This is a genomic window from Alteromonas sp. G5_S2_22_S1 (assembly GCF_054968525.1).
On sequence record NZ_JBQKUJ010000016.1, the window covers coordinates 17,048 to 43,648 of the forward strand.

Consider the following 26,601-nt stretch of genomic DNA (forward strand, 5'->3'; position numbering starts at 1 on the left):
AATCATTGCAGAATTCGCACATTCAACTGGATTGGGGTAACAACATTTATGCCAATAGGTTGGTAAAGACGCTACGCGAGCAACTACTTCTTGTTCGCGACAATGACGGCCCGTTGTGGTGCAGGGTAACCTTCGATGGTGCGAGTAATATCTTCCGGATCGAGAAAATCTTTCAAAGACTGTGTATCCATCCAAGATGTTGAGCGCTGCTCATCTAACGTAGTATGGTTCACATCAACAACGCGAATATTTTCAAAGCCTAATCGGCTAAGCCAAACGGTGAGGGCGTCGGTACTTGGTAAAAACCAAACGTTTCTCATTTGTGCATATCGCTCACCCGCCATAAGCACAGTAGTTTCATCGCCGTCTACGACCAAGGTTTCTAGTATTAATTCGCCGCCTTTACGAAGCTGATCTTTCAGCTGTTGTAAAAATGCCATGGGGTCTTTTCTGTGGTAAAGCACACCCATTGAAAATACGGTGTCAAAGGCTTGCAGAGGCTGCATGTCTTCAATTCCCATTGGCAGAAAATGAATATTGTTAGCAGGCCCATAGCTGTTGCGTATAAACTGTTTGATTGCGTGAAATTGAATAAAGAAAAGCTGTGTAGGGTCTACACCAATAACCCTGTTTGCGCCTTCGCCCAACATGCGCCACATGTGATAGCCGCTACCACAACCGACGTCTAACACGTTTCGCCCTTTTAGGGAGCTAATATGAGGCGCTACTCGGTCCCATTTCCAGTCAGAACGCCATTCTGTATCTATGTGGATACCGTGCACGTGAAAGGGGCCTTTACGCCATGGCATAAATTGCCTTAAAAGCCCTTCGATTTGTTTTTGAGTATACTCATCCACATCGCTTTTAGCGCCGATGGTAACACTTGTCGAAAGGTCTATTTGCTTTGGCGAGGTATTAGGCAATTTGTTAAGTAATCGGCACCATTTATCGAACTCGCCGTGCTTAGCAGTACGCTGCCAAGTATCCATAAGTGCAGGTAAAGTTTGCAGCCAATGTGCTAATGGGCTGTCAATTAACGACGTGTAGCATTCGTTAAACCAAGTCTGTTCTAGTTTACTCATGGTGTTCTCGATGTGTGCTTGAAGCCGCTAAATCGCGGCGATGAAATAAATTGAAAGGGCTAGGCTTTAATCGCAACCATTGACGTAAAGTTATAGCATTTGTACCACATAACCACGTCGGCAAAGCCTACTTTCTTTAAGCGAGTTTCATGTTCATTAAATGTATCGGTAAGCATTACTTTTTCAAGTGCTGCGCGCTTTTGGCTCACTTCTAACTCGCTATATCCGTTGTCTCTTTTGAACTGGTGGTGAAGGTCGATAAGCAGTTCATTGCCGGAGCGAGTTGGGTGTTTCACCTTTTCCGACAGCACTAAGATGCCGCCAGGGTTTAAACCTTTATAAATACTGGCAAGTAGCCCTTCGCGATCGGAAGGAGGAATAAACTGTAGCGTAAAGTTCATTACTACCATTGAAGCGTTGTTGATATCTACGTCTTGTGCAAGCCCTTGCTCAATACTTATCGGGTTAGGTAGCGTAAATGTCTGCACAACGCGTCTACAGCGTTCAACCATAGCACTTGAGGCATCTACGCCAATAATCTCACACGTATTAGCACTCACTGCTCGTGACACTGATAAACTCGCCGCACCCAAACTACAACCTAAATCGTAAACCATGGAGTTCGGCGTTACTGATGACTTGGCGAGCTCGCCAATGGTATGAACGATGGTCTCATAGCCTGGAACCGATCTTTGAATCATATCGGGAAACACATCAACCACAGACTCATCAAATTTAAAGTCATCTACTTTATTGAGTGCCTTTGCGTAAATATTGTCGTGCTTCTTCACTGCTGTTCTTCAATTGCCTAATTTGGAGCGCAATTTTACCGTCTGATACGCAAATGCCAATGGAAAACGCTAATTTTGTTAAATTTTGAGTGATTTTTGTGGATTAGGGCTTTTCGTCACTAATCGAAAGTATTAATCTATACTCATAATATAATAAGGAAGCAGTAACGCTAATGACGAGAATTCTAGTAGCAGACGATCACCCATTGTTTCGCGAGGCATTAAGCGGCGCGTTGGAACCTTACTTTGAAAATGCGCAAATAATTCAAGCGGGAAGCTTGGACGATGCATTGGAAAAGCTTAATGAGTTTGACGGTGTTGAACTGGTGCTCCTTGATCTAAATATGCCTGGTGGTGAATATTTCAACGGTTTAATCACGCTTCGAGAACAATACCCGAATATTCCGATTGGTGTTATATCTGGTAGCGACACGGTAGAAGTTGTGGCACAAGTCATGAGTTTAGGGGCGCAAGGTTTTATACCGAAAGTGTCTGAAACGCGTGAAATTGCCCAAGCCATTGTTGATATCATTGGCGGTAAGAAGTGGCTTCCTGAAGGTATGGAAGAAGAACTAGAGAAAGTCGATGACGAGCTTAAAGTGTTGCTCCAACGTTTTCGCGAGTTAACGCCTAAACAAATTCAAGTGCTTTCATATTTGCGTGCTGGTCTAATGAACAAGCAAATTGCACACGAGATGAACGTAACAGAAGCGACAATTAAAGCTCACATAAGCGCAATCTTACGCAAGCTAGAAATTAACACTCGTACTCAAGCGGTATTGTTAATGGATAAGCTTCAGCTCAGCTAAACGCGTTTTGTTTGATAAAAACCGGATTATTCATCCGGTTTTTTCGTTTGTAAAATAACCTCACCACTTTCGGTAACAATGCCCAGTCCTTTGTCGGGCACCTGCTCAAACTTCTTCTTTCGCTTTGACAGTAATAAAGTAGACGGCCTTTTCGTTTCGGCCTCTGGCAAACGCTGTGTATCAGCTAATTTGGTTAAGTATATGGCCCAATATTCTACATGAGGCGTCGAATAGTCTTTAAAGAAAGCAATGCCTATCTGATCTTGTTCTTGATAGAAGGGGAGCTCTCCCAATAAATGCTGACGATGCGATGTAGAGGTTTTAAGTGCATACCATACGTCATCTGCCGTTTTGTAGCCGCCGGCTAAGGCCTCTACTTGATTACTCATAGCGTCGCCATAATACTCAGGCAACGTTAATCCAGCATTGCGGATACGTGTATTAGGGCTTCCACCTAGAAAATGTGATACCAGCCCTCTCTGTGCCATGTCTTTAGCTTTTTCTTCAGCAAGTTCAACAAGCGTAGGGTTGCACGTTAACACTTTTCGTTGCTGTTTCTTGTCCTTAGCGATGAGCAATGAAAGCGCTTGTGCTTGTTTGTTATTACCGCAAGGGGACCCATCAGCAAAACTAAGGGGGCAAATATGCAAGCGAGGGGAAGTGTGTAATGAAAAAGGCCGCGAGCGCGGCCTTTACGTTTAAACGTTAAACTAAGCAGCTTTACCACCTCGCTTTTTCGCGGCGCTGGTAGAGTTAACTTTAGCGACCAGTTCTTCGTGGTCAAAGTCATCAACGTTGATAGTACGAAGTCTGCCAGCTTCAGTCTTGCGAAGTAGATTCGCTTCTTCTTCGTTAATCACCTCTTCGGCAAGCGCTTCGTCAGCAAGAATATCTAAACGGGTAAATGGAAGCTTAGCTTTCTTATGCTTACAAATACGTTCGAAGATAGGCTCGCTCGCTAATACATCGTCAAGTGTTTGTTCAAGGTCGCCAAATAGGCTGCCTTCTTCGCGCGTCAGGTACTGGCCATACCCTAAGCGGCTACGTGCAGTGGATGGAGTTTGAAGCATTTTAGCAATGGCATGCTCTGTCTTATCCGAGGGCTTGCCAATACGACGGCCAAACGGTATTACCATAACGCGAAGCGCTGCAGCGATAGCACGGTTGGGGAAGTTCGCTAAGAAGTCATCAATAGCCGTTTCAATATCGTGCAACGTGGTTTGCATTGCCCAATGTAGAAGCGGTAAATCTTCTTTCAAACGACCCTCTTCGTCAAAGCGTTTAAGCGTTGTGCTGCCCATGTATAGGCCACTTAAAATGTCGCCTAAACGCGCAGATAGACGCTCGCGGCGTTTAAGATCGCCACCCAGTACACCCATAGACACATCGGTAAGTAACGCTAGGTTTGCGCTATACCCTTGAAGAAGTTTGTAATAGCGGGCTGTTTCATCAGTAAACGGTGCACTGCTAAACGCGCCATTGGTTAACGAGAACCAAATACTGCGAACCGTGTTAGCTACAGCAAAGCCGATGTGACCAAATACCGCTTTATCAAACGCTTGTAGTGCTTCTTTCTTATCTTCAATTGAAGCAGCTTCAATTTCTTTAAGTACATAAGGGTGACAGCGCATAGCACCTTGACCAAATATCATCATATTACGGGTAAGAATGTTTGCACCTTCTACCGTAATGGACACTGGCACGCCCTGGTAGCCGCGGCCCAAGTAATTATTTGGCCCAAGCATTACGCCTTTACCGCCGTGAACGTCCATCGAGTCGTTAATGACCTGACGCATTTTTTCGGTAAGGTGGTACTTACAAATTGCAGAGATAACCGACGGCTTCTCGCCAAGGTCTACACCAACCGTTGAGAAACGCGTGACTCCGTCCATTAAGTATGCATTACCGCCAATGCGCGCCAGCATTTCTTCAACCCCCTCCATGTGCCCAACAGGCATACGGAATTGGCGACGAATACGTGCGTATGCACCGGTGGCAAGTGATACTGATTTTGCACCACCAGCAGCTGATGAAGGAAGCGTAATACAGCGACCGACAGACAAGCATTCAACAAGCATACGCCAGCCGCGACCTGCCATTTGCGGGCCACCAATGATGTAGTCGATAGGTACGAAAATATCTTCGCCTTTAATTGGCCCGTTTTGAAATGGCGTATTAAGGGGGAAGTGACGACGCCCAATTTCTAAGCCTTTGGTATCGCGAGGAATAAGTGCGCAGGTGATACCTGGCTCTTTATTATCGCCAAGAAGGCCCTCAGGGTCTTGTAGTTTAAAGGCAAGACCAATAACCGTAGCCACAGGCGCAAGCGTAATGTAGCGCTTATTAAACGTTAGGCGCATGCCTAACACTTCTTCACCATTCCATTCGCCTTTACATACCACGCCTACATCCGGGATCGCACCTGCGTCAGAACCCGCTTCAGGGCCTGTTAGTGCAAAACAAGGAATTTCTTCACCCGCAGCAAGGCGAGGTAAGTAGTGGTCTTGTTGCTCTTTTGTTCCATAGTGTTGAAGCAGCTCGCCCGGGCCCAATGAGTTAGGTACACCAACGGTGCTTGATAATACAGCACTTACGCCAGCAAGCTTCTGTAGAACACGTGATTGTGCATACGCAGAAAACGCTAAACCACCATATTCTTTCTTGATGATCATAGCAAAGAACTTATGCTCTTTTAAAAACTGCCAAATTTCAGGAGGAAGGTCCGCATCTTTATGGTTAATCTGCCATTCATCAACCATTGAGCACACTTTGTCACATGGGCCGTCTAAGAATGCTTGCTCTTCTGCAGTAAGGCGACCTTTTGGAATGCGGTGAAGCTTATCCCAGTCAGGTTTACCACTAAAGATATCGCCATCCCACCATACGGTACCAGCGTCGATTGCTTCTTGTTCGGTGCTAGACATTTCTGGCATAACTTTGCGATAAAAGGCTAACAGCTTTTTAGAAATGTACTGTTGTCTGATATTGGCAAGGGTGAAAGGAAGCGTTAAGGCAAGAAACACCACCCAACCTAACAGGCCAATGTCACCAAATAAGGTGCCTAAAATCATTACACCTGCGCCCATGGCAACTGCTGTTACCAAGCTGGTGCGCTGATAACTAGCAACCGCTAGTGTCAGTACCACCAATAAAAACCATATAAAATCTGCCATACTTCACTCCTGAAAGGCGTTAAACGTTACACTTATCTGTTTCTCGATGCTGTTTTTGCTTAACAAAAAGCACGTTTAGATCGAGGTCAGACCAGCATGCTGTAAACGTATTATTTAATAGGGCAAAGATCAAGATTTTTACATGAATAATCTATTAACAACGTAATAAATAATAGAGCGATACACAGCAATACCTATAAGTATAGACGTTACTTATTGAAACCATTTACCACGTAAATTAACTCGCTGAAAAACACGATTATTTAGCGCTTACCGCCCTGTAGGCAAGCAGCAACATTGTGGGGAGGAATAGCGATAAAAAAAGCACGCCATTAGCGTGCTTTTTTGAGGAATTTAACAACGCGTTAAAAAACTACTGTATTTGAAAAGATTTGAGCTTAATGTCGCCTTGCTCATCGCCTTCTTTAAACTGCTGTAGCCGAACTAACGTGTAGTTCAATGAAGGGGCAAACCACGCGAAGGTTTCTCGTTTTTTCGAGTCCCGTATGAGTTTTACTTTTACAGCTTCAATTTTACCGTAAGGCAGAGAAAGCACTTCTTCATCGATAACTTGTACGCCGTAGTGTCTAAGTTGACCACGGTAATTAACGAAGTCATAGTCCAAAGAGGTCTCGCCTTTTGCTAATTGCTTAGCAAGGTCAATGCGATAAATTTGATTATCAAATTCACCGTTCCATTTAAAGGTATCCCCATTATCTACGGAGATTTTCCCTTCGCCCTGTTGACTGAACGTGACTTTAAGTTCTTTATCTGGGCCCGTACCCGATCGGTTATAGTAGTATTCAGAAGGTACTACCGTGTTGTCATCCACAAAGAAGATAGAATGCTCACTACGTTCGTCGGACAAAAAAAACTTAGAAACCTTAGAGGTGTAAATCATCGAGTACTGTTGGTTGCCCAATTCAGTAAGCTCTATGTTCGCTTCACCTACATCATCACCCCATTTATAGGCGGTGTACGTGGCCTTGTAAGGCTGAAGGGGCAGTTGCGCGCTAGTATCAGCTTGCGCTTCACATGAAAGCGAAATCGCTAACAGTGCGCCTACCGCGAAAGGCTTAGTCGTTTGCATAACCAGATTCTGGAAGTTCTTGCTCATCTAAAACTGCCTTATTGTTTCGCATTGAAAGCCGACCTGCGCTAAACCAAGAAAGCACAAGAGGGTAGATGCGACGTTCCTGTTCTTGAACACGCTCGGCCAAGTCGCTTGGAGTATCCTCTTCAAATACAGGTACACGACTTTGAATAATAACGGGGCCGCCGTCGAGCTCTGGCGTAACAAAGTGCACACTTACACCGTGCTCTTTGTCACCGTTGTCAATAGCCCGTTGGTGCGTATTCAAACCTTTGTACTTTGGCAACAAAGAGGGATGAATGTTCACTAATTTTCCAGTAAAACTATCAACAAACTCAGGCGTTAAAATACGCATAAAGCCCGCAAGCACTACGCAGTCGGCACCGAACGCATTAATTTGCGATTTTAGTGCTTCATCATAGGAAGCGCGATCATCATATTCCATATGATCCAAACAAACGGCTTCTATACCTGCTTCTCTGGCTCGTTCAAGGCCATAAGCATTTGGCCGGTTGCTAATAACGCCAGTAATTTGCGCGTTAAGACGGCCTGCTTGTACTGCGTCGATAATAGCCTGCAAATTACTACCGTTCCCGGAAATAAGTACGCAAAGTTTAGTTACACGAGTACTCACGCGTTGATCTCTACTTGTTCTTCGCCATCTTTAGACGCGATATCGCCAATTACCCACGCATTTTCACCGTGTTGTTTTAGAATGTTTACCGCTTGTTCTGTATCGGCATCATCAACTACGATAACTAAGCCAACACCACAGTTAAAGGTGCGGTACATTTCATGGCGGGTAACGTTGCCGTTTTCTTGTAGCCAAGAGAAGACCGCTGGCCATTCCCATGATTTTTCGTCAATGACTACTTTTGCATCCTCAGGTAGAACCCGTGGAATATTTTCCCAGAAACCGCCGCCGGTGATATGAGAAATAGCGCTCACTTGCACTTCTTCTAACAGCGCTAGTACTGACTTCACGTAAATACGTGTAGGCTCTAACAACTGGTCGATGATAGGCTTACCGTTAAGCTCTGCGTTTACATCAGCACCACTCACTTCGATAATTTTTCTTACTAATGAATAGCCATTAGAGTGCGGACCAGATGAGCCAAGAGCGATAAGTTTCTGACCAGGCTTAACGTTAGTACCGTCAATGACGTTGTCAGCTTCAACGACACCTACACAAAAACCGGCAATGTCGTAGTCGCCGTCGTGGTACATGCCCGGCATTTCAGCAGTTTCACCACCAATCAGTGCACAGCCTGCTTGTTCGCAGCCTGCGCCAATACCAGTAACCACTGAAGCAGCAACATCAACATCAAGTTTTCCTGTTGCATAGTAGTCTAAGAAGAATAGGGGCTCTGCGCCTTGTACAATAAGGTCGTTTACACACATTGCGACTAAATCGATGCCTACACCGTCGTGACGGTTAGCATCCATAGCTACTCTTAGTTTTGTACCCACGCCATCCGTACCTGAAACAAGTAGCGGCTTTTTATATTTGGTAGGCAGTTCGCAAAGTGCACCAAATCCACCCAAATTGCCCTTCACTTCAGGTCTATGGGTTTTCTTGGTAACAGATTTTATGCGTTCAACAAGTTGATTACCTGCATCGATATCTACGCCTGCATCTTTGTAACTTAAAGAGGTTTTATTTTCGCTCACGGTTGGGCCCTGAAACTAAGAGGTAGAAAACCGCGGATTCTACCAGCAAGTCGTCACAAGTCCAATTTGTGACGGCTATTTTATGCGCTTTTTGATCTTTTTTATTTTATGGGTGAAATTAAACCGAATATAAAAGACAATAGAAGGCTATCTTTTGGTGAACAACTTACTTAATAAAATGTCTCGCGCTAAGAGTAGAGAAAATAGTGTGCTTGTTTGATGTTTTGTCTGCGTCTTTCGCAACAATAAATCGGCGTAGCAACTCGATGGGTAAGGAATTGATTTTAAAGAGTATGGAGTGTCAATGTTAACCGCAGTAAAGCGTAACACCAAGAAAGCAAATACCAAGGGGCGACGTCTCACACCCGCTATAGGGCTTTCACTAATAGCATTGTTAAACTATTCTGCGTTTACCTTTGCTGCCCAACGGGTTGTCGTCAGCGAAGCGCAAATTCAAGTAGGTGACCAATCTCAACGTACCCAGCAAGCTGCGCTTAAAAAAGCGCTTCGCCAAGTTGTTATAAAGATGTCTGGCAGTACCCATGTTTTAGATAATGCAGGGGTGAGAGCCGCACTTAGTTCTCCTCAATCTTTGCTTCGCTCATACCGGTTTGCCTACGAAAATGGTCAAACTTATTACGTTGCTGAATTCGACCAAGCTAAACTTAACGAGATACTGCAACGTGAAATGCTCCCACTATGGGGTGACAGACGACCCGAAACTATCGTATGGCTTGTTGAAGAGGCCGAAAATGAAACCCGGTCTATACTCGATGAATCATTAAATACAGAACTACAACTGGCGCTTAAAAAAACGGCAAAAGAGCGCGGCGTGCCGTTAAGCTTACCTTTAATGGACCTTACCGATAACGTGAATATTTCTACGTATGATGTATGGGGGCGCTTTGTTGAGCCTTTGCGTCAGGCTTCTGTACGTTACAATATCGATAATATTATCGGCGCACGTGTTTATCCGAACGACCCTAGCGCCATCCCTGATTTGCCGGAGAACGCGGTGCCTTCTGGTACAGTTGAGTCTTTAGACGATGTGCTTAGCAAAGAAGGTCAGGACACCATGTCGGAAATGGGCGCTGACGCCACTGTCACCGGTGATAGCGCAGAAGGTGAGGCCCAGAGCGAAGTGAATGGCGACGACACAGAGAGCAACGGTAACGTGAGCAATAGCGAGCAAGCGTTTGATGCAGCTCTAAACAACCGTGACGATAGCGCGGTACCATTTACCATGAACGAATTTGCCGATTACGCTAAACGCGCTGATGAAGGAAAATATGCATTAGATTGGGTGTTCGTTGGTGGCGGCAAGGTCAGCTACGGCAGTATTTATGGTGATTCACCACAGGCTTTGGGTAAACAGCTCATTGATGCCTATTCAAATTACTTATCGTCGCTGTATGCTGTTGTTGGAATTGAGGTTTCAGAACGAGAAGTGATTACGGTATCAATTGCAAACATCGGTTCAATAAACAGCTATGCGAGTGCTACAGACTACCTTAATAGCTTAAGTGTCATTGAGAGTGCTACGTTAGTAGAACAATCGGGTACAGTGGCTACTTACTCGTTGACCTTAGTAGGAACGGTTGATGATTTACTTAATAGCATCCAGTTGGAAGGTCGGTTACGTTCAGTTACCGACGCTTACGGGCAAACCGTAAAAGGGCATAGTTTCTATTGGAGCAATTAATTTAACATGCAACTGCCTTTGCCTATAACGTTACCCGTAGACGAAAACTTCGATAGTTTCGTAAATAAGGGTAATGAAGAAGTCGTATCAATTCTCAGGCAAATCGCAGAAGCGTTGCCATATTGGCGAGAGGCCCCCGTATTGGGGCCGTTGTCTTCACTACAGCTTCCCCTTGTTACTTTGCTAGGCAATAGCGCAATTGGTAAGAGCCACTTATTATTTGCTACTTGTCATCAATTGGCGGGTAAGTCTGTAAGCCACCTGTATCTTAATTTAAACGACTACCAGGCGTGGTCGTTAGACATTTTCGAAGGCCTTGAAAACCTTTCACTGATAGCGTTGGACAATATCCACGCCATTGCAGGCAATGTGCAGTGGGAAGAAGCGTTATTTGACCTTTTTAACCGTGTTATTGAGACCAAGCGCGCGTTGATCATTTGCACCAGTCACCTTGGGCCATCGAACCCGGCGTTTACGTTGCCTGACTTGCGCTCGCGATTAGCGTGGGGTGTGATTTACCATGTAAATCAATTAGATGATGGTGGGCGTGAAGAAGCCGTTCGGCTGCGTGCTGAAGAGCGCGGGTTAACCCTTTCAAACCAAGCCTTACAGTTTCTCTTACACCATAGCGAACGAGACTTGAAAAGCTTGATGTCGTTACTTGCAAGGTTAGATGCACGTTCGCTGCAAGAGCAAAAGAGACTATCAGTAGCCATGGTAAAACGTGAACTTAACTTAGGTTAAGAAAACGCCGTCGCTAGAGCCAACGCCTCCACATATACATATTGCAACTAACGCTATCGTCACAAAAATGGCTAAACGCTTGGGCTAGCAACGTGCCCTTGTCACCTTTTAATAAAGGTTTTTTTTCTTGGTATGTTACTTATTACTGCAGGCTTTTTACTGCTGATTTTGCTCGAAACGGGCCTTTTCTTCTTTCATTTCTTCTTTTAGCTTTTTCAAGCCTAACCCTAATTCTCGACCTCGTTTCCTTGCAAAGGCACTGCAACCTACGAACATTCCCGTACATAAAATGATTTCAACCACAGCGTACCAACGTTCTGCCGGCACGGCGTACGCTACGGTGCAACCATGAATGAGATAGAACAAGACAACGAAATTCGCCCAAGCGTGGGTGTAAGGCTTGCCCTTGAGTATGCCCCAATAGGGTAGCAATAAAGGTAAAATATAAAACAGGGCAATAAAAATCGGCGAATACGTATGTGCTTTAGTAAAGGTAAATTGCCATAATGTTATCCAAATAATTAGCCCTGTGTGGCTAAGAAGTGCGAGATAGCGAAAAAAGCGCGTATCTGATGACATGTTAATTCTCCGATGAGATCGTGTTTTTAAATGTAAAACGTAAGTGTTTGCGTTTTTCCAAAGCGTCTTTTTCAGCGTTGTACGTGACAGCGTTAACGTTCTTCTTTTAGCTTTTCAGCCAATGTAGCTAACCGTTTACCTTGGGCAAAACAGAGCGCTCTTTCATCATCACTGAGTTGCTCTGGCGAAGCATGGCTATGATGCGCAACGTGAGTTACCCCATAGGGGCTGCCTCCAGTCATCGTATTGTGCAATTCAGGTTCGCTGTAGGGCAATCCGCATATAACCATGCCGTGATGCATAAGCGGTAGCATCATCGAGAGTAGCGTCGACTCCTGACCACCGTGCATCGATGACGAGGATGTAAACACACAGGCTGGCTTGTTAATTAACGCGCCTTTAAGCCATTGACTGCTCGTAGAATCTAAAAAGTGTTTAACGGACGCGGCCATATTGCCAAAGCGAGTAGGGCTGCCTAATGCTAAACCACTGCATTGCTCTAATTCCTGAGCGGTCACCACGGGTACCTCTGCTGAGGCGTTGTCAGGCGAAGCTTCGCCGTCTGTTTCGCTAATACTTTTCACCGTGCGCACGATCACCGGTACATTTTGAGATGAAACCCCTTGCGCAATAGCATCGGCTAAGCGCTTGGTGCTTCCGTGGCGGCTGTAATAGAGTACGAGAACAGGTTGCACTATAGTATTTCCAACACCGATTCAGGTGGGCGCCCAATTCGCGCACTATCACCTTTTATAACGATAGGGCGTTCGATGAGCTTTGGCGTTGCTTCCATCGCGTTAAACAGGTCGTCATCAGACAGTGTTTCATCGCCTAAATTGGCGTCTTTATATTCGTTTTCCTTTGTACGCATCATCTCTCTAACCGATTCAACGTTAAGTTTTTTAAATATGTCTTTAAGCGCTGAGGCGTTGAGAGGCTCTTTTAGATACTGAACAACCACGGGCGATAACCCTTTTTCTTCTAGCAGCGCTAGTGTTTGTCTGCTTTTAGAACAGCGAGGATTGTGAATTATAGTAATGTCTGTCATAAGCGACCTCATTGCATAGTTTTTTCAATTGGCGCGAACTATTGCGTTTTTGGTTTCTAATATCAAGCAGTTTACCGATAACTGCCAGAAAATTGGCCAATAACTAATGTTTAATGTAATTCAATCCATATGAAATCGCGGTTTCCCGTCGCACTAAATTAGCTTAGAGTAAGCAAAGTGGCATATGAAATGTGTGTGAAATGATTAAATTACGCTGTTACACAATGCAGTGCTAGAGCGCAAATATAGAGGAACGCAATGGGGTTATTAAAAGCAAAGGCCAATACAAACAAACTAAAGCCGCTTTTAACTCTGCTGTTATTAGTGACGGCGGCCATGGGCGGGGTTTTTACGTATCAGCACCTTCAGCATGATTTTGAAACCTTAGAAGGGCGAACATATAGCTGGAGCACACTAAAAGGCCAGTGGGTTGTAGTAAACTATTTCGCTCCTTGGTGCGCACCGTGTCTACGAGAAATGCCGGAACTTGCTAAATTTAATGCATCACTGCCAAGCAATACTAAGCTCTTCGCTGTTAACTACGACCTGAAAACACTCTCTGAGCTAAAAGAGATGACAGAAAAATATAATATTACCATTCCGGTTATAGTGAGTTCACAGAGTACGGCGCTTCCTATGGAGAAACCGCCCTATTTGCCGGCCACTTTTATTATAGGGCCAGAGGGGAAGGTCGTTGACACTATAATGGGTGAATTAACCGCTGCGCATTTAACTCAGCGCCTTCAAGCTTTAAGGCGCGAGTAAATAAAAGAAAGCATTCTACAGGCGTTCTAGCCGTTCTTCTTGATCTCTAAATTGCTTTATTCTTGCTCTAATTCTTTGCTTTATTAAATGATCATCGCCGGCGAAGTTGTAGGCATACTGTAACTCATCTACGGCGCGGTTGTAGGCGCCATAAAGCGCATAGACTTCCGCTTTGCTTTGATGCATTTGTGAAAAGCGCTTTGATTTTTGATACGCCTCACTCATTAACTGATGAGCAATTTGATAATCCTTTTTAACCAGTAAAAAGTCTTTTAACAGCGAAATCGCTTCATCGTAATTTTGAGCACTGATATAGGCATTCGCTTGGTTAAGTGCTAAAACTTGATTTCTTGGGTTATGCGTAACATGTGGTTTGAGCAAGTTAACCGCTTTAAGTGGCTCGCCAAGCGAAATATAAATGTCTGTCATTGCATCAAGATAAAAGAGGTTGCTGCTGTCACCTGCAATAAGTTCGTCCATGATTTTTTTTGCTTTTTCAGTTTTATCATCGCGCATATACGCCAGTGCCAATCCATAAAGCGACGCTTCTTTACTGCGCTGAACATTTTGTTCGACTGCTGCCTCATAGTATTCCACTGCGTAGTCAGGCTCAAAGGAATAACGCGCTTTTATGCGCGCCTTAGCAAGCTCAAACTGTTTGTTAATGGGCAAATAACGGCGCGGATAATCGCCGGCACGGTTTCTCGCATCTGCGATACGACTTTCTGTTAATGGGTGAGTTAATAAGCGCGCTGGCGGACGTGAAACCATGCGATACTCTTCTGCCATGGTTGAGAAAAAAGACGCTGCGGCGTTGGGATCAAAACCTGCGCGCGCCAACATAGCTATACCAATGCGGTCGGCTTCTTGTTCGTTAGAGCGGGTATAGTCTATTTGTAGCTGAGCGGATGCAGCAGACCCTGCTTGCATAGCCGCGATACCCGCTTCAGGGTTGGCCATAGCAATAAGTACGCCGCCAATGAGTGAAGCTAATGCCAAGGGAGACGAGCGCTGCTGCGCCTGCATGCGCCTGGCAATGTGACGCTGTGTCACGTGAGAGATTTCGTGAGCCAGTACTGAAGCTAATTCACTTTCATTCTCAGCTCGGCGCATAAGCCCCGTGTGAACACCAATATGACCGCCGAAAAAAGCGAAGGCATTAATGGCATCGTTATTCACCCAAAAGAATTCAAAGGGAAACTTTGCATTATCGGCATGAACCACAAGACGATTACCGACGTCCTGCAGATATTCGTCAAGCACGGGATCGGAAATAACGGGGCTTTGACCGCGCATTTGGCGCATAACCGCATCACCGACGATCATTTCCTTGTCTAGCGATATTGCATCTGAGGCAACCACACCAATTTCAGGCAATGCGTTTTTATTACTGTAATTGGCATCTTGCGCTACAGCTGTAATGCTCGAAGTGAGCACGAAGGAGAGGGCAACTAAAGATGCTGAAAACTTTTTTCTCATGAACCTACAATCGTTGTACATGTTTAATAATGCATAACGCTTAGAGCGCTAAGTTGCTAAACAGTTTCAAATTTTATTTTTTTCTTATGTGTATGCGTTTCGAATGGATATAATGCCGAAGTCGATGCACATATACTACGCTTTTTGGTACAAACTCACTTACCGTAGCGTAAATCAACTAATGATAAGAAAACAATCTGTCACTTACTATACTGTAAAAACATCATACCAGTTTGATTTTCAAAGATTCTTAAGTGCTACTTATTGCTAATTGCTAGCGCTATCAACTATGATGCGTGTCCTATTCTTAGTAATTTCTGGGCGTTTTTATGTTTAGCGTTTTTGGTCGATGGTACCGACGCAAATTTTCCGATCCTGATGCAGCAATGCTGCTTATTCTTATTCTTCTGACTACCGCAGTGCTTTTACTGTGGGGCGAATTAATTATGCCAGTACTCGTAGCTGCGGTCATTGCGTATCTACTCGATTGGCCGGTGTGTCGCTTGGTTAATGTTGGGCTTGGGAGAACGATAGCCTGTGGTATTGTCATGGTTGGCTTTATCACTATCACAATTCTAACGCTTGTGGGTTTGGTACCCATAATTTCAAAGCAAAGCGTTAACCTCATTCAGGAAACCCCTCTTATCTGGCAAAAAGCCCAAGAGTGGATTTTAACGCTGCCAGACAAGTACCCAGACTATGTGCAGGTATATCAAATACATCAAATGATGGAAGGGATTAACGAGAAGCTTGTTGAAGTGGGTGAAACCCTGATTTCTGCCTCATTTAGTAACATTGCAAATCTAGCAGCGCTACTTGTATATGTCATTCTGGTACCGTTAATGGTGTTCTTTATGTTAAAAGATAAGCTGTTTTTTTTAGACAGCATCTCTCGTCTTTTGCCTAAAGAGCGTCGTCTTATTACCCAGGTAGGGCATGAAATGAATTCTCAAATTGCGAACTATATTCGCGGTAAGGTTATTGAGATTATTATCGTTGGTGTGGTGAGTTGCGTAACATTTGTACTGATGGATTTACGCTACGCCATTTTACTCGGCGTGCTGGTGGGGTTTTCAGTACTTATTCCTTATATTGGCGCAGCGGTGGTAACGATACCTGTTGCCGTTGTTGCAATGTTTCAGTGGGGGATATCGCCTGAGTTTTGGTATCTCATGATAGCTTACGGCATTATACAAGCCCTTGATGGTAACTTGTTAGTCCCTTTACTTTTCTCTGAAGCCGTAAGCTTGCACCCACTTTATATCATTGTTGCTGTATTGGTCTTTGGCGGCCTTTGGGGGTTCTGGGGGGTATTTTTCGCCATACCGCTGGCAACCTTGGTAAAAGCTGTGGTTACTGCGTGGTCTAGCAACCCTGTGGTAATCCCAGAAGAAGCGAAATAAACGACTTACTGATGAACTAGCCGTGTAACTGCGCTGGGTTGTGGTAGCACAATAGTCGTTATGACTTCAAAGACCCTAAAAGAAAAGCCCCGGAAAGTTTACCTTTTCGGGGCTTTTGATATTTAACGATTCAATTTAAAATTGAAACGCAGTATTAGCTGTTCAAATAGTCCAACACAACCGTGTGATGTTCTTTGGTTTTGAACTTATTAAACACATGCTCAACAACGCCGTTTTCGTCGATAAGAAAAGTGAGGCGATGAATGCCGTCGTACTCTTTGCCCATAAACTTCTTAGGCCCCCACACGCCAAATGCATCCGCCACCGCGTGGTCTTCATCTGACAGCAAGGTGAAGTTGAGGTTTTCTTTCTCAATGAACTTCGGCAAACGCTTTACCGCATCGGGGCTGATACCTAATACAACTACGTTTTTCTCTTTTAGTTCGTCGTTTACATCGCGCAAGCCTTGTGCCTGAACAGTACAGCCGGGCGTCATTGCTTTAGGGTAAAAATAAACGAGGACTTTTTTACCTGCGTAGTCTGAGAGCGATACGGTTTGATCATCTTGGTTCTGCAATGAGAATTGCGGCGCTTTATCACCAGCTTGTAACGTTTTCATTGGGATCCTTTTTTTGTGTGTCTTGTACTTTACCTGTCACATTTAATGAAGTGAACAGGGCCATTAGATCAGATTCTAAGTCATCTACATTTTCATTCGGCGGAAGCGAAACAACGAATTTGCACTGCATGTTCTCTTTGCCCGTGGCTTTATCTTTATACGTGCGCTGCCTGAATGCACTTAACATAGCTTGCCGCTCTGCAAAAAAGCCCGTTACCGCTTTAATCAACCCAGCGGCGTCTTCGCCACTGAATTCGACATTAAAAAGGTGGGCAAGATTTTGCTTTTCATGATGGCTCGTGCGTTTCATCATGGATAATAAATCTAGACGTTGAAACAAAGCGGGTAAAATACACTCTGCCTTTGTTATAGCGCTTTGCGTACCTTCAATGATCATGGTCAAAGAAAACTCCTTGCCATAGATGGCTTGCCTACTATCAAGAATATTGCACTGGGCTTCAGATACCGTGGTGGCAATTTCGCTCAATATGCCACTGTTGTCTGTACCTAGTATGGTCACGATAAGTTGGTGTTTCGGCATCTACTTCACTTCAATGGTAACGATGTCGGGATGTTAGCACAGAGTTTTTTTTAAAGTCAGCGCCTTTTTCTTGCCTTTGAATAAGATATTGTCAAATTCTTGTCATTTTACATGCGCTATTACTTGTGTTTAAGCACTGACATATTTACCATGTGCGCTCACATTTTGCGGAGAGATTATGTTTACTGGTAGTTACGTAGCACTCGTCACGCCGATGTTCGAAAACGGCGATATTGATTACAAGTCTTTAGAGAAACTTGTGAAGTTTCATGTAGAGCAGGGCACCCACGGTATAGTGTCGGTTGGAACTACTGGTGAGTCAGCAACCCTACCGTTTGATGAGCACATTAACGTGGTCAAAGAAACAGTAGCTATGGCATCGGGCGCGATCCCGGTGATAGCAGGCAGCGGAGCAAACTCTACTGCAGAGGCCATTTTTCTTACTGAGCAACTCGGCTCAACGGGTATCAACGGCTTTTTAAGCGTGGTGCCTTATTATAACAAGCCTCAACAAGCTGGTATGGTTGCACACTTTAACGCAATTGCAGATGCCAGCGATCTTCCGGTTATTCTTTACAATGTGCCTGGGCGTACAGTTGCAGACATGTTACCTGAAACCGTAGCAGAGCTTGCCACACATAAGAATATAGTTGGTCTTAAAGACGCCACCGGCGATATTGCGCGATTAAAAGCAACACAGCCCCTTGTTCCAGAAGACTTTGTAATTCTTAGTGGTGATGATGGCACTAGCTGTGAGTTTATGTGCGAAGGCGGACATGGCGTTATCTCTGTAACCGCCAATATCGTGCCTAACGCAATTGCACAAATGTGCGAAACTGCACTGAACAAAGAATTTGATAAGTGTCGTGACATTGATGCGTCTATTAAGCTGCTTCACGACGAACTATTTATAGAGCCAAATCCAGTAATGCCAAAGTGGGCATTATATAAAATGGGCATGATGGAAAGCGCTGTTATGCGATTACCTATGGTTTTACCGGAACTATCAAGCCAAAAACGTATCGAAGAACTACTAAAAAAATACGCATTGATTTCTGGTTAATAAGGAACACAGATGAAAAGAACGCTGGCTATAGCAAGTTCAGTAGCGATGGTTGCACTTGCAGGTTGTTCAAGCCAAATAGATAGAAAGACCGCGTCGGGTAGCTACGAGTACTTAAAAACTAAAGAACACAAAACGCTAGAAGTACCCTCTGAACTAGATGCGCCAACTTTCTCACGGGAATTTGCAGTACCTGAACTAGGTCAAGAAGCGGACAAAAACTTGGTTGGCAAATCGCTTATGGTCCGCTCGCCTGCGTTGGTTCTCCCGCTTGTGACCGGGTCACATGTTGAAGAGGGTAAAAGCTCCGCCACGATTTGGTTTGACCAAGTTGACGACAGTCAACCGCTAAGTCAGGCGATTTGGAATTCCCTTCTAAGCTATTTAGACGAGCAGGGTATTGGTGTAGATAGCTTCAGTCCAGAAGACAAAGTATTGGTAACCGACTGGATGGTTATCACTAAAGAAATCGATGGCCCTTGGTATAGCTTTGCTGATGAAGAAAGTGAAATTGGCAGGCGCTTCGAGTTCAGCTTGGACGTAAAACCTCACGGTCGCAGTGCGGCTCTTACAGTAGAGCTTAAAGATTACATGCAAACCTTAGGTAACGATGTGGTTGCCGACGTATCTTCAATGGAAGAGCGCCGTGAAGAGGTTGAAGTACTCAACCAAGTTATCGGTCATTATGAATACCAAATTCAATTAGCGGAAACCCGAAGAATTGCGCGTATACGCCAGGGTATTCAAACTGAAATGGGCTTTAATGCTGATGGTGACCCAGCCTACCTCGTTGAAGCGCAGTACGACGTAGCTTGGCCGAGAATGCTTTTAGTTCTTCGTAAGCTTGGTTTTGACGTTAAAGATTTAGATAAATCTAACGGCCTACTATTTGTTACTTACAATGGTGATCAAGGTAGTTGGTGGGATGGTTTATTCACAAGCGATAGCGAATTACTTGAAAAAGGTGATTATCGCTTAAAAGTTGCAAAAGCGGGTGCGAATCGCACGTCTGTTACTTTCATGGACAATGAAAGTGTACCGTTTGAAGCAAATCAGGTTTCCGACCTTTACAGTGCCTTCGCTGAGGTCATGTCAGAAGATAATCTTGATATATAACTGAGACTGAGAATGGAAAAACGCGACGAGCTTTACCGCGGTAAAGCAAAAACTGTTTATTACACTGATGATAGCGATAAATTAATTCTTCACTTTAGGAACGACACTTCGGCGTTCGACGGTGAAAAAATTGAACAGCTAGATCGCAAAGGTGAAGTAAACAACAAGTTTAATCACTTTATTATGACAAAGCTTGAAGAAGCAGGCGTTGCAACGCAAGTTGAAGCCCTGATTTCTGATACTGAGTCGTTGGTTAAAAAGCTCGACATGATCCCTGTTGAGTGTGTGGTGAGAAACTTATCTGCTGGCTCTTTGGTTCGCAGGCTAGGTGTGGAAGAAGGCCATGCGCTTAACCCACCTATTTTCGAGTTTTTCCTTAAAAATGATGCGCTTCACGACCCCATGGTAAATGACTATCACATTCTGTCATTTGGCTGGGCAACACAAGAGCAAATTGCTGAAATGAAGGCGCTTACGTTTAAAGTGAACAGCGTTCTAAAAGCATTGTTTGACGATGCGGGTATGTTGCTAGTCGACTATAAGCTGGAGTTTGGTGTCGATAAAGATGGCAACATTGTATTAGGCGATGAATTCACGCCCGATGGCTGTCGTTTGTGGGATAAAGAAACCCGTAATAAAATGGACAAAGACCGCTTCAGACAAGGGCTAGGCTCGGTTGTTGAAACCTACATTGAAGTAGCTGAGCGCTTAGGTTTATCGCTGTAGTTTGAACAAAGCGTTATTGATAAAAAGAGGACGTAATACGTCCTCTTTTTTCGTTTAAGCGCGATACTACTTTTTCCACGCCTCGCCCTTTCAATAGAGGCTTATTTTAGCCACTATATCCTTGCGGGTGACGCTGTTGAAGCCATCGAAAAGCTAATATTCATGCCCAGCATAAGGGAGACGCGCATTGTTTAAACCATTTTTACTGGTAGCAATTGCCATGGTCGCATTTGCGGCAAACTCACTGCTTTGTAGAATGGCCCTTGCCCATACGTCAATTGATCCAGCTAGTTTTACTGCAGTGCGGTTATCAAGCGGGGCATGGGCGCTGCTGTTCCTATCTTTTGTGTTTAAGCACCGGGTTTTAACCACGGGGCCGTATAAGAATCTATGGCAGGGGCTCAAAAATAATGCAAATTTGCTAGGTGGCCTAACATTATTCTTATATGCCTTATGCTTTTCCTACGCTTATGTGTCGATGTCTACAGGTACCGGTGCGCTGTTGTTATTTGGCGCGGTTCAATTAACCATGATTTCTTTTGGGTTAGCGTCTGGTGAACGTTTTAAGTTCCTCCAATGGATAGGTTTTATTTTAGCTTTTGCGGGGCTGGTTATCCTACTATTACCTAGCGCGTCGGCGCCGCCGCTATTGGCAGGTGTGATTATGGTTGCTGCTGGGATGTCTTGGGGAGTGTATTCTCTATTAGGCAAAAAAAGTTCGTCTGCGCTTTTAGCTACGTCGGGCAATTTTGTTTACGCCACCGTGTTATGTTTTGTGCTTGGCGTTGTCGTTCATTTTATGATTGGCTTTAACCTAGTTTTAGACACCAAGGGGTTGTTATACGCCATAGCCTCTGGCGTAGTAGCGTCAGGCTGTGGCTATGCTATCTGGTATAGTGCATTACCGCTTATAAAGTCGACAACGGCAGCCACCGTTCAGTTAAGTGTTCCAGTACTTGCCACACTAATGGGGTGGGCCGTTCTAGGAGAGCAACTAAGCTTGCAAATTACCATCGCCTCAGTGATGACGTTAGGCGGTATTTATTTGGTAATAAAAAACTGATTTAGCACTGTGTTTTGATGTGGAAAAGGTGTAAAAAAATTCGCTGTGATAGCGACACGCCGTAATAAAGCGGCTGTCTAGTCCAAATAGATTGTAGATAAAGGCCTACGTGTTCACTACTTGTAGACTAAAGAGAAATGTTTTTTATGCACAAGTAATGTTAACGTTTTCGGACTTTCGAACTATATTTTAGACGGCAGTGTCGAGTAAAGAAAACGTAGTAGTGTTAAAAGGAAAGCAAACTTTGGGTCTATCTAATGTCATATCTAATGAGCCTGAGAGGATAGCGACGCTCAAGCGATTGGGTCTGCTGGATACGCCGAAGGATGAGCGCTTCGATAGAATTACACGCTTAGCTAGCAGTGTATTTAACTGTCGTTATTCTTCAATTACGCTAATTGACGCGGACAGACAGTGGTTTAAGTCTGCTGTAAATCTTGAGTTGAGTGAATCGTCCAGAGATGTCGCGTTTTGCAACCATACTATCTCGCAAGACGATGCATTAATTATCCCAGATACGAAAAAAGATCCGCGCTTTGAACACAATCCATTTGTTATTGGTGAACCTTATGTTCGCTTTTACGCAGGCGTAAGTCTTGTTGTGGACGGTCAGGCAGTAGGGGCTTTGTGTGTATTTGATTCAGAGCCACGTATTTTTTCTGCAGACGAAATATTCCAATTAAAAAGTTTAGCGGAGATGGCGCAATCCGAACTAGCTAAAAAAGAATACTCAGCGCTGTCGGAGCAACTTGAAGAGTATCAAACTCGGTTGGCACAAACGCAGAAAATTACGAATGTAAGAAGCGCTATATTAGAAAAGGTCGTTAATGCTGAATCGTTACACAGCGTACTGTTTGACATCGTAAATGCTATTGAATCTGAGTATCCAGAAAAAATTTGCAGCATATTGCTTCTTGAAGATGGGAAGCTCACGAAAGGCGCGGCACCTTCATTGCCTGATTTTTATAACGATGCCATAGATGGTGTGGAAATTGGTGAGGGCGTTGGAGCATGTGGTAATACGGCGGCCACTAACGCGCCAACCATCGTAGAAGACATTAGCACCCATACCTTTTGGCATGACTATAAAGAGATAGCGGCTCGGGCTGGTGTAGCCGCCTGTTGGTCTCAGCCCATTAGAGGTGCCAGCACAGAGGTAATAGGTACATTCGCTATTTATCATCGCTATAAAGCTGTACCCACTCCTGAAGAAGTTGTGCTGATTGAACAATTTGCACATATAGCCAGTATTGCTATTGAACGGGAGCGTGCTAGCGAGCTTATCTGGAAGCAAGCAAACTTCGACACGCTTACGGGCTTACCTAACCGAAACCTGATGCTCGACCACCTCCAGTTAGCTTTAAAAACAGCTGATAGGGAAGGTGACAGAGTGGCAGTCGCTTTTCTCGATTTAGATAATTTTAAGGATATTAATGACACGCTCGGTCATGATGTAGGAGATCAGCTTCTGATTGAATGCGCTGAGCGAATAAAGCAATGTTTAAGAGCCAATGATACCGTTTCCCGGCTAGGTGGAGATGAGTTTGTGGTTATTCTAAACAGTATAGAAACCCTGAGTTCTATCGACATTGTTGTACAGAAAATTCTAGACGTTATTTTAAAGCCATACCTAATGAATTTTGAGCGAGTACATACCAGCGCAAGTTTAGGCGTTACGCTATACCCCGACGACGCTCGTGACATAAAAGGGCTGTTAAAAAACGCGGATCAAGCAATGTACGGGGCTAAAGATCTCGGTAAAAATAGCTATAAATACTATACTCAAGACATGCAAGCGGTTGCCGTCAAGCGCATAACCTTGCTGAACGACCTTCGTTATGCAATTCAAAACGATGAGTTATTCATTGAGTATCAGCCTATCACGTCTTTTAAAGACGGTAAGGCAATCAAAGCAGAAGCGTTACTTAGGTGGCAGCATCCAGAGAAGGGGCGTATTGCGCCAGATGAATTTATTCCCTTAGCGGAAGAGTCGGGCTTAATCATCGAAATCAGCAATTGGGTGTTCGAAGAAGTATGTAAAAATGTGAAGCGCTGGCAAACTCACTATTGTCGTGAATTACAGATAAGTATTAATACTTCGCCCAGTCAATATTTTCAGCAAGAAACGAGTATCACTGATTGGCTCACTCGCTTATTGGATGAAAACATTGCGGCACAGTCAATTTTGCTCGAAGTGACAGAAAACCTTCTGATGGAAGCAGATACAAATGTTTCTAAAAAGTTATTTCAATTTAGACAAGCGGGTGTAGACATAGCACTTGATGACTTTGGTACGGGCTACTCGTCGATTTCGTATTTGAAAAAGTTGCCTACCGACTACTTAAAAATTGATAAAAGCTTTGTGAAAACGATGACCGACGTTAGTAACGATAAAGTGCTGTGTGAAGCCATTATCGTTATGGCGAAAAAGCTCGGTATCAAAGTGGTTGCTGAAGGTGTCGAAACCCAAGAGCAATATGACATACTCAATAATATGGGCTGTGACTTTGGTCAAGGTTACTTCATTGCTAGGCCGATGAGTAAAACAAATTTTGAAGCTTTCCTGAAAGCCCACTAGCGCGAACTAACGCGCTAGTGAATTGATCACGATATGCCTAGGCTACTACGACAAACTAGCTAGCGCCTTACCTGAATATTGCTCTAACTCGTCTGTTCGGTTCTCTTTGATTTTGTTTGCCCAGTTCGGGTCTTGCAGCAGCGCTCTGCCTACGGCAACCAAATCAAACTCACCCTCCTCTAAACGCTCGAGTAAATCATCTACAGCTCGAGTACTAGAGTCCTGACCTTTAAACGCGCCGAAGAAGTCGTCGTTAAGGCCAACAGAGCCAACGGTGATGGTTGGTTTCCCTGTGATTTTTTTCGTCCATCCAGCAAGGTTAAGGTCGCTTCCATCGAATTCGCTTTCCCAATAACGGCGTTGTGAACAGTGAAATATGTCTACACCAGCGCTACTGAGTGGCATAAGGAATTGCTCTAACTCTTGAGGGGTAGTAGCAAGTCGTGCCGTGTAATCTTGCTGTTTCCACTGAGAGTAACGAAGCACAATAGGAAAGTCAGGGCCGGTGGCGGCGCGTATCGCTTTTATGATCTCTACAGCAAATCGACCACGGTTATCCATACTACCGCCCCAGCTATCAGTGCGTTGGTTCGTGCCTTCCCAGAAGAACTGGTCGATAAGGTAACCATGCGCACCGTGAATCTCGACACCATCCATACCTATAGACTTGGCATCGGCAGCAGCTTGCGCGAAGGCGGCTATCACTGATTCAATGTGTTCTTCAGTCATAGGCTCGGCGCCTTGTTTACCGGGTTTAAACAACCCTGAAGGCCCCGCACTTGAAAGTTCAGGGTAGGGCGCTTTTTCTGCAACCCGTGCCATACCCACGTGCCACAGTTGCGGCATAATTTTCCCGCCTACACGGTGAACCTCGTCTACCACATTTTTCCAACCTGTTAACGCCTCTTCGCCATGAAATTGGGGAATATTGGCATCCATTGTTGCGACTTTATCGTTAACCGTGGTGCCCTCGGTAATAATTAGTCCTGTGCCACCTTGCGCACGACGTTTGTAGTACCCTGCCACGTCGCTGGTAGGTACGCCGTTAGGTGAAAACTGACGGGTCATCGGGGCCATAACAATACGGTTGGTCAACGAAAGGTTGCCTTGTGAATAAGGCTTAAACAGTGCGTTTGCTGGCATTTTCTATTCCTGAGTTTTGTTGTGCTTGTATGACCTTGTGCGTTTTGCCCATAGAAACAAAACATGCCGCTTTGGCTTAAGAAGCGCCAAATAGACAAGTAGCCTGATGTTTCAATGACTTAGTGCCTTACACACCATTAATAACATTGGCAAGTTAAAAGGTTCACGTTATATGTCTGATACTACTGAGGCGGGTAGGTAAGTCAATTTTCTAATGTTGATAGTAAGCCATAAGTAAAATTAAACAATAAAGCCTCATATTGAGAAATTGCGTTCTCTAATCCAAAATTTCAACAATTTCTCTTGTGGCTTGGATGAGTCTTACCACTTTATTTTCAATACGTACCGTAACCGTACCTTCTTTACCTAATGGCACAACAACTCGCGCATGTTTATAAATATCTCTGTCTAGACGCTTTCCGACGGCTAACTTTTTTTCCCAACCCGGCGGTAACTCACCTGTTCGATCATATTTTTTCGCTATACCTGGAGGCAGAGATTTATCCTTGTGCCCATTGTTCGTAGTGGAATTCGCGGGCAAGCTAATTAATGCTAATACTGCGGAAATACTTAGCAATGGTAAAATTTTCATTGTCATCCTCACATAATACATGAAAGCGTTACACTAATTTTATCGTGCAGCAAAGGTGTACTAAGACCAAGAGCCTTGAATCTTATACGCTACAAGCCTTTTTCAAAATTGAAAATTGGCGAACGTAAAATAGCAGCATGATAGTGATACAGCGAAAACTGTACCAGGGTGAACAAGATAAGTTATCAAATGCGTAATAAGCGTGCGTTCGGTTATGTTACGTTTTAAACTTACTGTTAATCAGATAGTTAATAAACAAGAATTGGGGCAGCGCAATGAGTGATATTGTATTTTCGCGTGAGGAAAAAGGCGTATTAGTCGCTAAATTGCAACGATATTTTGATGATGAATTAAGTGTTGAGCTTGGTCAGTTCGACGGCGAGTTTCTTCTGGATTTCATTAGTAAGGAAATGGGCGCATCGTTTTACAACAAAGGGGTAAACGACGCTAGAGCAGTCGTTGCATCGCGCTTACAGGTTATTGATGAAGAGTTATATGCCATCGAAAAAGTGCTGTGAGAGTGATAATAAGCGTGATGAATAAAAAGGTTACAGCGGTACTTTGATTTTTAACGGGCATTTAGCTACACAACAGCAGGGAAGAATTTCATCGTCGTCAATAAAGGCGAGGGGATCAGTGGTGTACTCCACTTCGCCTTCAATCAGCTTTGTTCGGCATGCACCACAAAAGCCTTCACGGCAGTGGTAGTGAATATGAACGTCTGCTGCTTCAAGAGCGCTTAAAATGGTTTTATCAGAGGGGGTATGAATCGCGCCCACATCGACAACATCGATGCGGACGGATTTTTCGTCACTGCTCAT

Annotated in this window: 27 protein-coding genes; 11 read left to right on the forward strand and 16 right to left on the reverse strand. The window is 44.3% G+C overall.

What is annotated here, in order from left to right; translation table 11 throughout:
• Positions 1 to 83: 83 nt before the first annotated feature.
• Complete coding sequence (gene cmoB / locus ACTRWF_RS15460) at positions 84 to 1,082, reverse strand: tRNA 5-methoxyuridine(34)/uridine 5-oxyacetic acid(34) synthase CmoB (protein WP_024016393.1); 999 nt, start codon at positions 1,080 to 1,082, stop codon at positions 84 to 86.
• Between the two features lie 59 nt (positions 1,083 to 1,141).
• Complete coding sequence (gene cmoA / locus ACTRWF_RS15465; RefSeq protein ID WP_012518643.1) at positions 1,142 to 1,873, reverse strand: carboxy-S-adenosyl-L-methionine synthase CmoA; 732 nt, start codon at positions 1,871 to 1,873, stop codon at positions 1,142 to 1,144.
• 173 nt (positions 1,874 to 2,046) lie between these two features.
• Between cmoA and ACTRWF_RS15470 the strand changes: the two genes are divergently transcribed.
• On the forward strand, positions 2,047 to 2,682 hold the full coding sequence (locus tag ACTRWF_RS15470) for a response regulator transcription factor (protein ID WP_015067347.1): 636 nt from the start codon (positions 2,047 to 2,049) through the stop codon (positions 2,680 to 2,682).
• Between the two features lie 26 nt (positions 2,683 to 2,708).
• Here ACTRWF_RS15470 and ACTRWF_RS15475 read toward each other — a convergent pair whose 3' ends face one another.
• From ACTRWF_RS15475 to purM, 5 genes are all read right to left on the reverse strand, one after another.
• Positions 2,709 to 3,224: a CAP domain-containing protein gene (locus ACTRWF_RS15475; RefSeq protein WP_231125021.1), complete on the reverse strand. Its 516-nt coding sequence runs from the start codon at positions 3,222 to 3,224 to the stop codon at positions 2,709 to 2,711.
• A gap of 168 nt (positions 3,225 to 3,392) precedes the next feature.
• Positions 3,393 to 5,855 carry an acyl-CoA dehydrogenase FadE gene (gene fadE, locus ACTRWF_RS15480; RefSeq protein WP_024016391.1) on the reverse strand — a complete coding sequence of 821 codons (2,463 nt, stop codon included), beginning with the start codon at positions 5,853 to 5,855 and terminating at the stop codon, positions 3,393 to 3,395.
• Positions 5,856 to 6,228: 373 nt separating this feature from the next.
• On the reverse strand, positions 6,229 to 6,972 hold the full coding sequence (locus tag ACTRWF_RS15485; protein ID WP_201765954.1) for a DUF3108 domain-containing protein: 744 nt from the start codon (positions 6,970 to 6,972) through the stop codon (positions 6,229 to 6,231).
• Positions 6,932 to 7,582: a phosphoribosylglycinamide formyltransferase gene (gene purN, locus ACTRWF_RS15490; RefSeq protein WP_012518638.1), complete on the reverse strand. Its 651-nt coding sequence runs from the start codon at positions 7,580 to 7,582 to the stop codon at positions 6,932 to 6,934. The genes ACTRWF_RS15485 and purN overlap by 41 nt, the downstream gene beginning before the upstream one ends.
• Complete coding sequence (gene purM, locus ACTRWF_RS15495; protein ID WP_012518637.1) at positions 7,579 to 8,619, reverse strand: phosphoribosylformylglycinamidine cyclo-ligase; 1,041 nt, start codon at positions 8,617 to 8,619, stop codon at positions 7,579 to 7,581. Before purM ends, purN begins: the two co-directional genes overlap by 4 nt.
• A gap of 304 nt (positions 8,620 to 8,923) precedes the next feature.
• On the opposite strand from purM, the gene ACTRWF_RS15500 reads away from it, so the two are divergent.
• Positions 8,924 to 10,321 carry a DUF2066 domain-containing protein gene (locus tag ACTRWF_RS15500; RefSeq protein WP_462835815.1) on the forward strand — a complete coding sequence of 466 codons (1,398 nt, stop codon included), beginning with the start codon at positions 8,924 to 8,926 and terminating at the stop codon, positions 10,319 to 10,321.
• Positions 10,322 to 10,327: 6 nt separating this feature from the next.
• Positions 10,328 to 11,065 carry a DnaA regulatory inactivator Hda gene (gene hda, locus ACTRWF_RS15505; protein WP_015067341.1) on the forward strand — a complete coding sequence of 246 codons (738 nt, stop codon included), beginning with the start codon at positions 10,328 to 10,330 and terminating at the stop codon, positions 11,063 to 11,065.
• Positions 11,066 to 11,221: 156 nt separating this feature from the next.
• On the opposite strand, the gene ACTRWF_RS15510 is transcribed toward hda, so the two are convergent.
• The 3 genes from ACTRWF_RS15510 to arsC form a co-directional block, all read right to left on the reverse strand.
• Positions 11,222 to 11,644: a DUF2069 domain-containing protein gene (locus ACTRWF_RS15510; RefSeq protein ID WP_012518634.1), complete on the reverse strand. Its 423-nt coding sequence runs from the start codon at positions 11,642 to 11,644 to the stop codon at positions 11,222 to 11,224.
• A 92-nt stretch (positions 11,645 to 11,736) separates the two neighbouring features.
• Positions 11,737 to 12,339, reverse strand: coding sequence for an NAD(P)H:quinone oxidoreductase (wrbA, locus tag ACTRWF_RS15515; protein ID WP_462835816.1), 603 nt, complete (start codon positions 12,337 to 12,339; stop codon positions 11,737 to 11,739).
• Positions 12,339 to 12,692 carry an arsenate reductase (glutaredoxin) gene (gene arsC, locus ACTRWF_RS15520; RefSeq protein WP_012518632.1) on the reverse strand — a complete coding sequence of 118 codons (354 nt, stop codon included), beginning with the start codon at positions 12,690 to 12,692 and terminating at the stop codon, positions 12,339 to 12,341. Before arsC ends, wrbA begins: the two co-directional genes overlap by 1 nt.
• Before the next feature lie 258 nt (positions 12,693 to 12,950).
• On the opposite strand from arsC, the gene ACTRWF_RS15525 reads away from it, so the two are divergent.
• Positions 12,951 to 13,457 (forward strand): TlpA family protein disulfide reductase, encoded by a 507-nt coding sequence (locus ACTRWF_RS15525; protein ID WP_462835817.1) that lies wholly within the window; start codon positions 12,951 to 12,953, stop codon positions 13,455 to 13,457.
• A gap of 15 nt (positions 13,458 to 13,472) precedes the next feature.
• Here the strand turns inward: ACTRWF_RS15525 and bepA are convergent, their stop codons facing one another.
• Positions 13,473 to 14,936 (reverse strand): beta-barrel assembly-enhancing protease, encoded by a 1,464-nt coding sequence (bepA, locus tag ACTRWF_RS15530; RefSeq protein WP_015067337.1) that lies wholly within the window; start codon positions 14,934 to 14,936, stop codon positions 13,473 to 13,475.
• Positions 14,937 to 15,265: 329 nt separating this feature from the next.
• On the opposite strand from bepA, the gene ACTRWF_RS15535 reads away from it, so the two are divergent.
• Entirely contained in the window at positions 15,266 to 16,339 is a 1,074-nt protein-coding gene (locus ACTRWF_RS15535; protein ID WP_015067336.1) for an AI-2E family transporter, read from the forward strand.
• 154 nt (positions 16,340 to 16,493) lie between these two features.
• On the opposite strand, the gene bcp is transcribed toward ACTRWF_RS15535, so the two are convergent.
• Positions 16,494 to 16,958: a thioredoxin-dependent thiol peroxidase gene (bcp, locus tag ACTRWF_RS15540; protein WP_012518628.1), complete on the reverse strand. Its 465-nt coding sequence runs from the start codon at positions 16,956 to 16,958 to the stop codon at positions 16,494 to 16,496.
• Complete coding sequence (locus tag ACTRWF_RS15545; protein WP_278385937.1) at positions 16,936 to 17,499, reverse strand: glycine cleavage system transcriptional repressor; 564 nt, start codon at positions 17,497 to 17,499, stop codon at positions 16,936 to 16,938. The genes bcp and ACTRWF_RS15545 overlap by 23 nt, the downstream gene beginning before the upstream one ends.
• A gap of 178 nt (positions 17,500 to 17,677) precedes the next feature.
• Between ACTRWF_RS15545 and dapA the strand changes: the two genes are divergently transcribed.
• The 5 genes from dapA (at position 17,678) to ACTRWF_RS15570 (ending at position 24,045) form a co-directional block, all read left to right on the forward strand.
• Positions 17,678 to 18,562, forward strand: a complete 885-nt coding sequence (gene dapA / locus ACTRWF_RS15550) for a 4-hydroxy-tetrahydrodipicolinate synthase (protein ID WP_278385938.1) — start codon at positions 17,678 to 17,680, stop codon at positions 18,560 to 18,562.
• Positions 18,563 to 18,574: 12 nt separating this feature from the next.
• Positions 18,575 to 19,678, forward strand: coding sequence for an outer membrane protein assembly factor BamC (gene bamC / locus ACTRWF_RS15555; protein ID WP_020746050.1), 1,104 nt, complete (start codon positions 18,575 to 18,577; stop codon positions 19,676 to 19,678).
• Between the two features lie 12 nt (positions 19,679 to 19,690).
• Positions 19,691 to 20,404 (forward strand): phosphoribosylaminoimidazolesuccinocarboxamide synthase, encoded by a 714-nt coding sequence (gene purC / locus ACTRWF_RS15560; protein WP_462835818.1) that lies wholly within the window; start codon positions 19,691 to 19,693, stop codon positions 20,402 to 20,404.
• A gap of 187 nt (positions 20,405 to 20,591) precedes the next feature.
• On the forward strand, positions 20,592 to 21,467 hold the full coding sequence (locus tag ACTRWF_RS15565) for an EamA family transporter (RefSeq protein ID WP_462835819.1): 876 nt from the start codon (positions 20,592 to 20,594) through the stop codon (positions 21,465 to 21,467).
• 244 nt (positions 21,468 to 21,711) lie between these two features.
• Positions 21,712 to 24,045, forward strand: a complete 2,334-nt coding sequence (locus ACTRWF_RS15570; RefSeq protein WP_462835820.1) for an EAL domain-containing protein — start codon at positions 21,712 to 21,714, stop codon at positions 24,043 to 24,045.
• 45 nt (positions 24,046 to 24,090) lie between these two features.
• Here ACTRWF_RS15570 and ACTRWF_RS15575 read toward each other — a convergent pair whose 3' ends face one another.
• Together ACTRWF_RS15575 and ACTRWF_RS15580 are read right to left on the reverse strand one after the other, a co-directional pair.
• Positions 24,091 to 25,188: an oxidoreductase gene (locus ACTRWF_RS15575; protein ID WP_462835821.1), complete on the reverse strand. Its 1,098-nt coding sequence runs from the start codon at positions 25,186 to 25,188 to the stop codon at positions 24,091 to 24,093.
• Between the two features lie 277 nt (positions 25,189 to 25,465).
• A complete protein-coding gene (locus tag ACTRWF_RS15580; RefSeq protein ID WP_012518619.1) occupies positions 25,466 to 25,780 on the reverse strand; it encodes a hypothetical protein in 315 nt (104 codons plus the stop codon).
• 275 nt (positions 25,781 to 26,055) lie between these two features.
• Here ACTRWF_RS15580 and ACTRWF_RS15585 point away from each other — a divergent pair, with 275 nt between their 5' ends.
• Entirely contained in the window at positions 26,056 to 26,298 is a 243-nt protein-coding gene (locus ACTRWF_RS15585) for a DUF2164 domain-containing protein (RefSeq protein ID WP_012518618.1), read from the forward strand.
• Positions 26,299 to 26,328: 30 nt separating this feature from the next.
• Here the strand turns inward: ACTRWF_RS15585 and yfaE are convergent, their stop codons facing one another.
• Positions 26,329 to 26,601, reverse strand: coding sequence for a class I ribonucleotide reductase maintenance protein YfaE (gene yfaE / locus ACTRWF_RS15590; protein WP_024016381.1), 273 nt, complete (start codon positions 26,599 to 26,601; stop codon positions 26,329 to 26,331).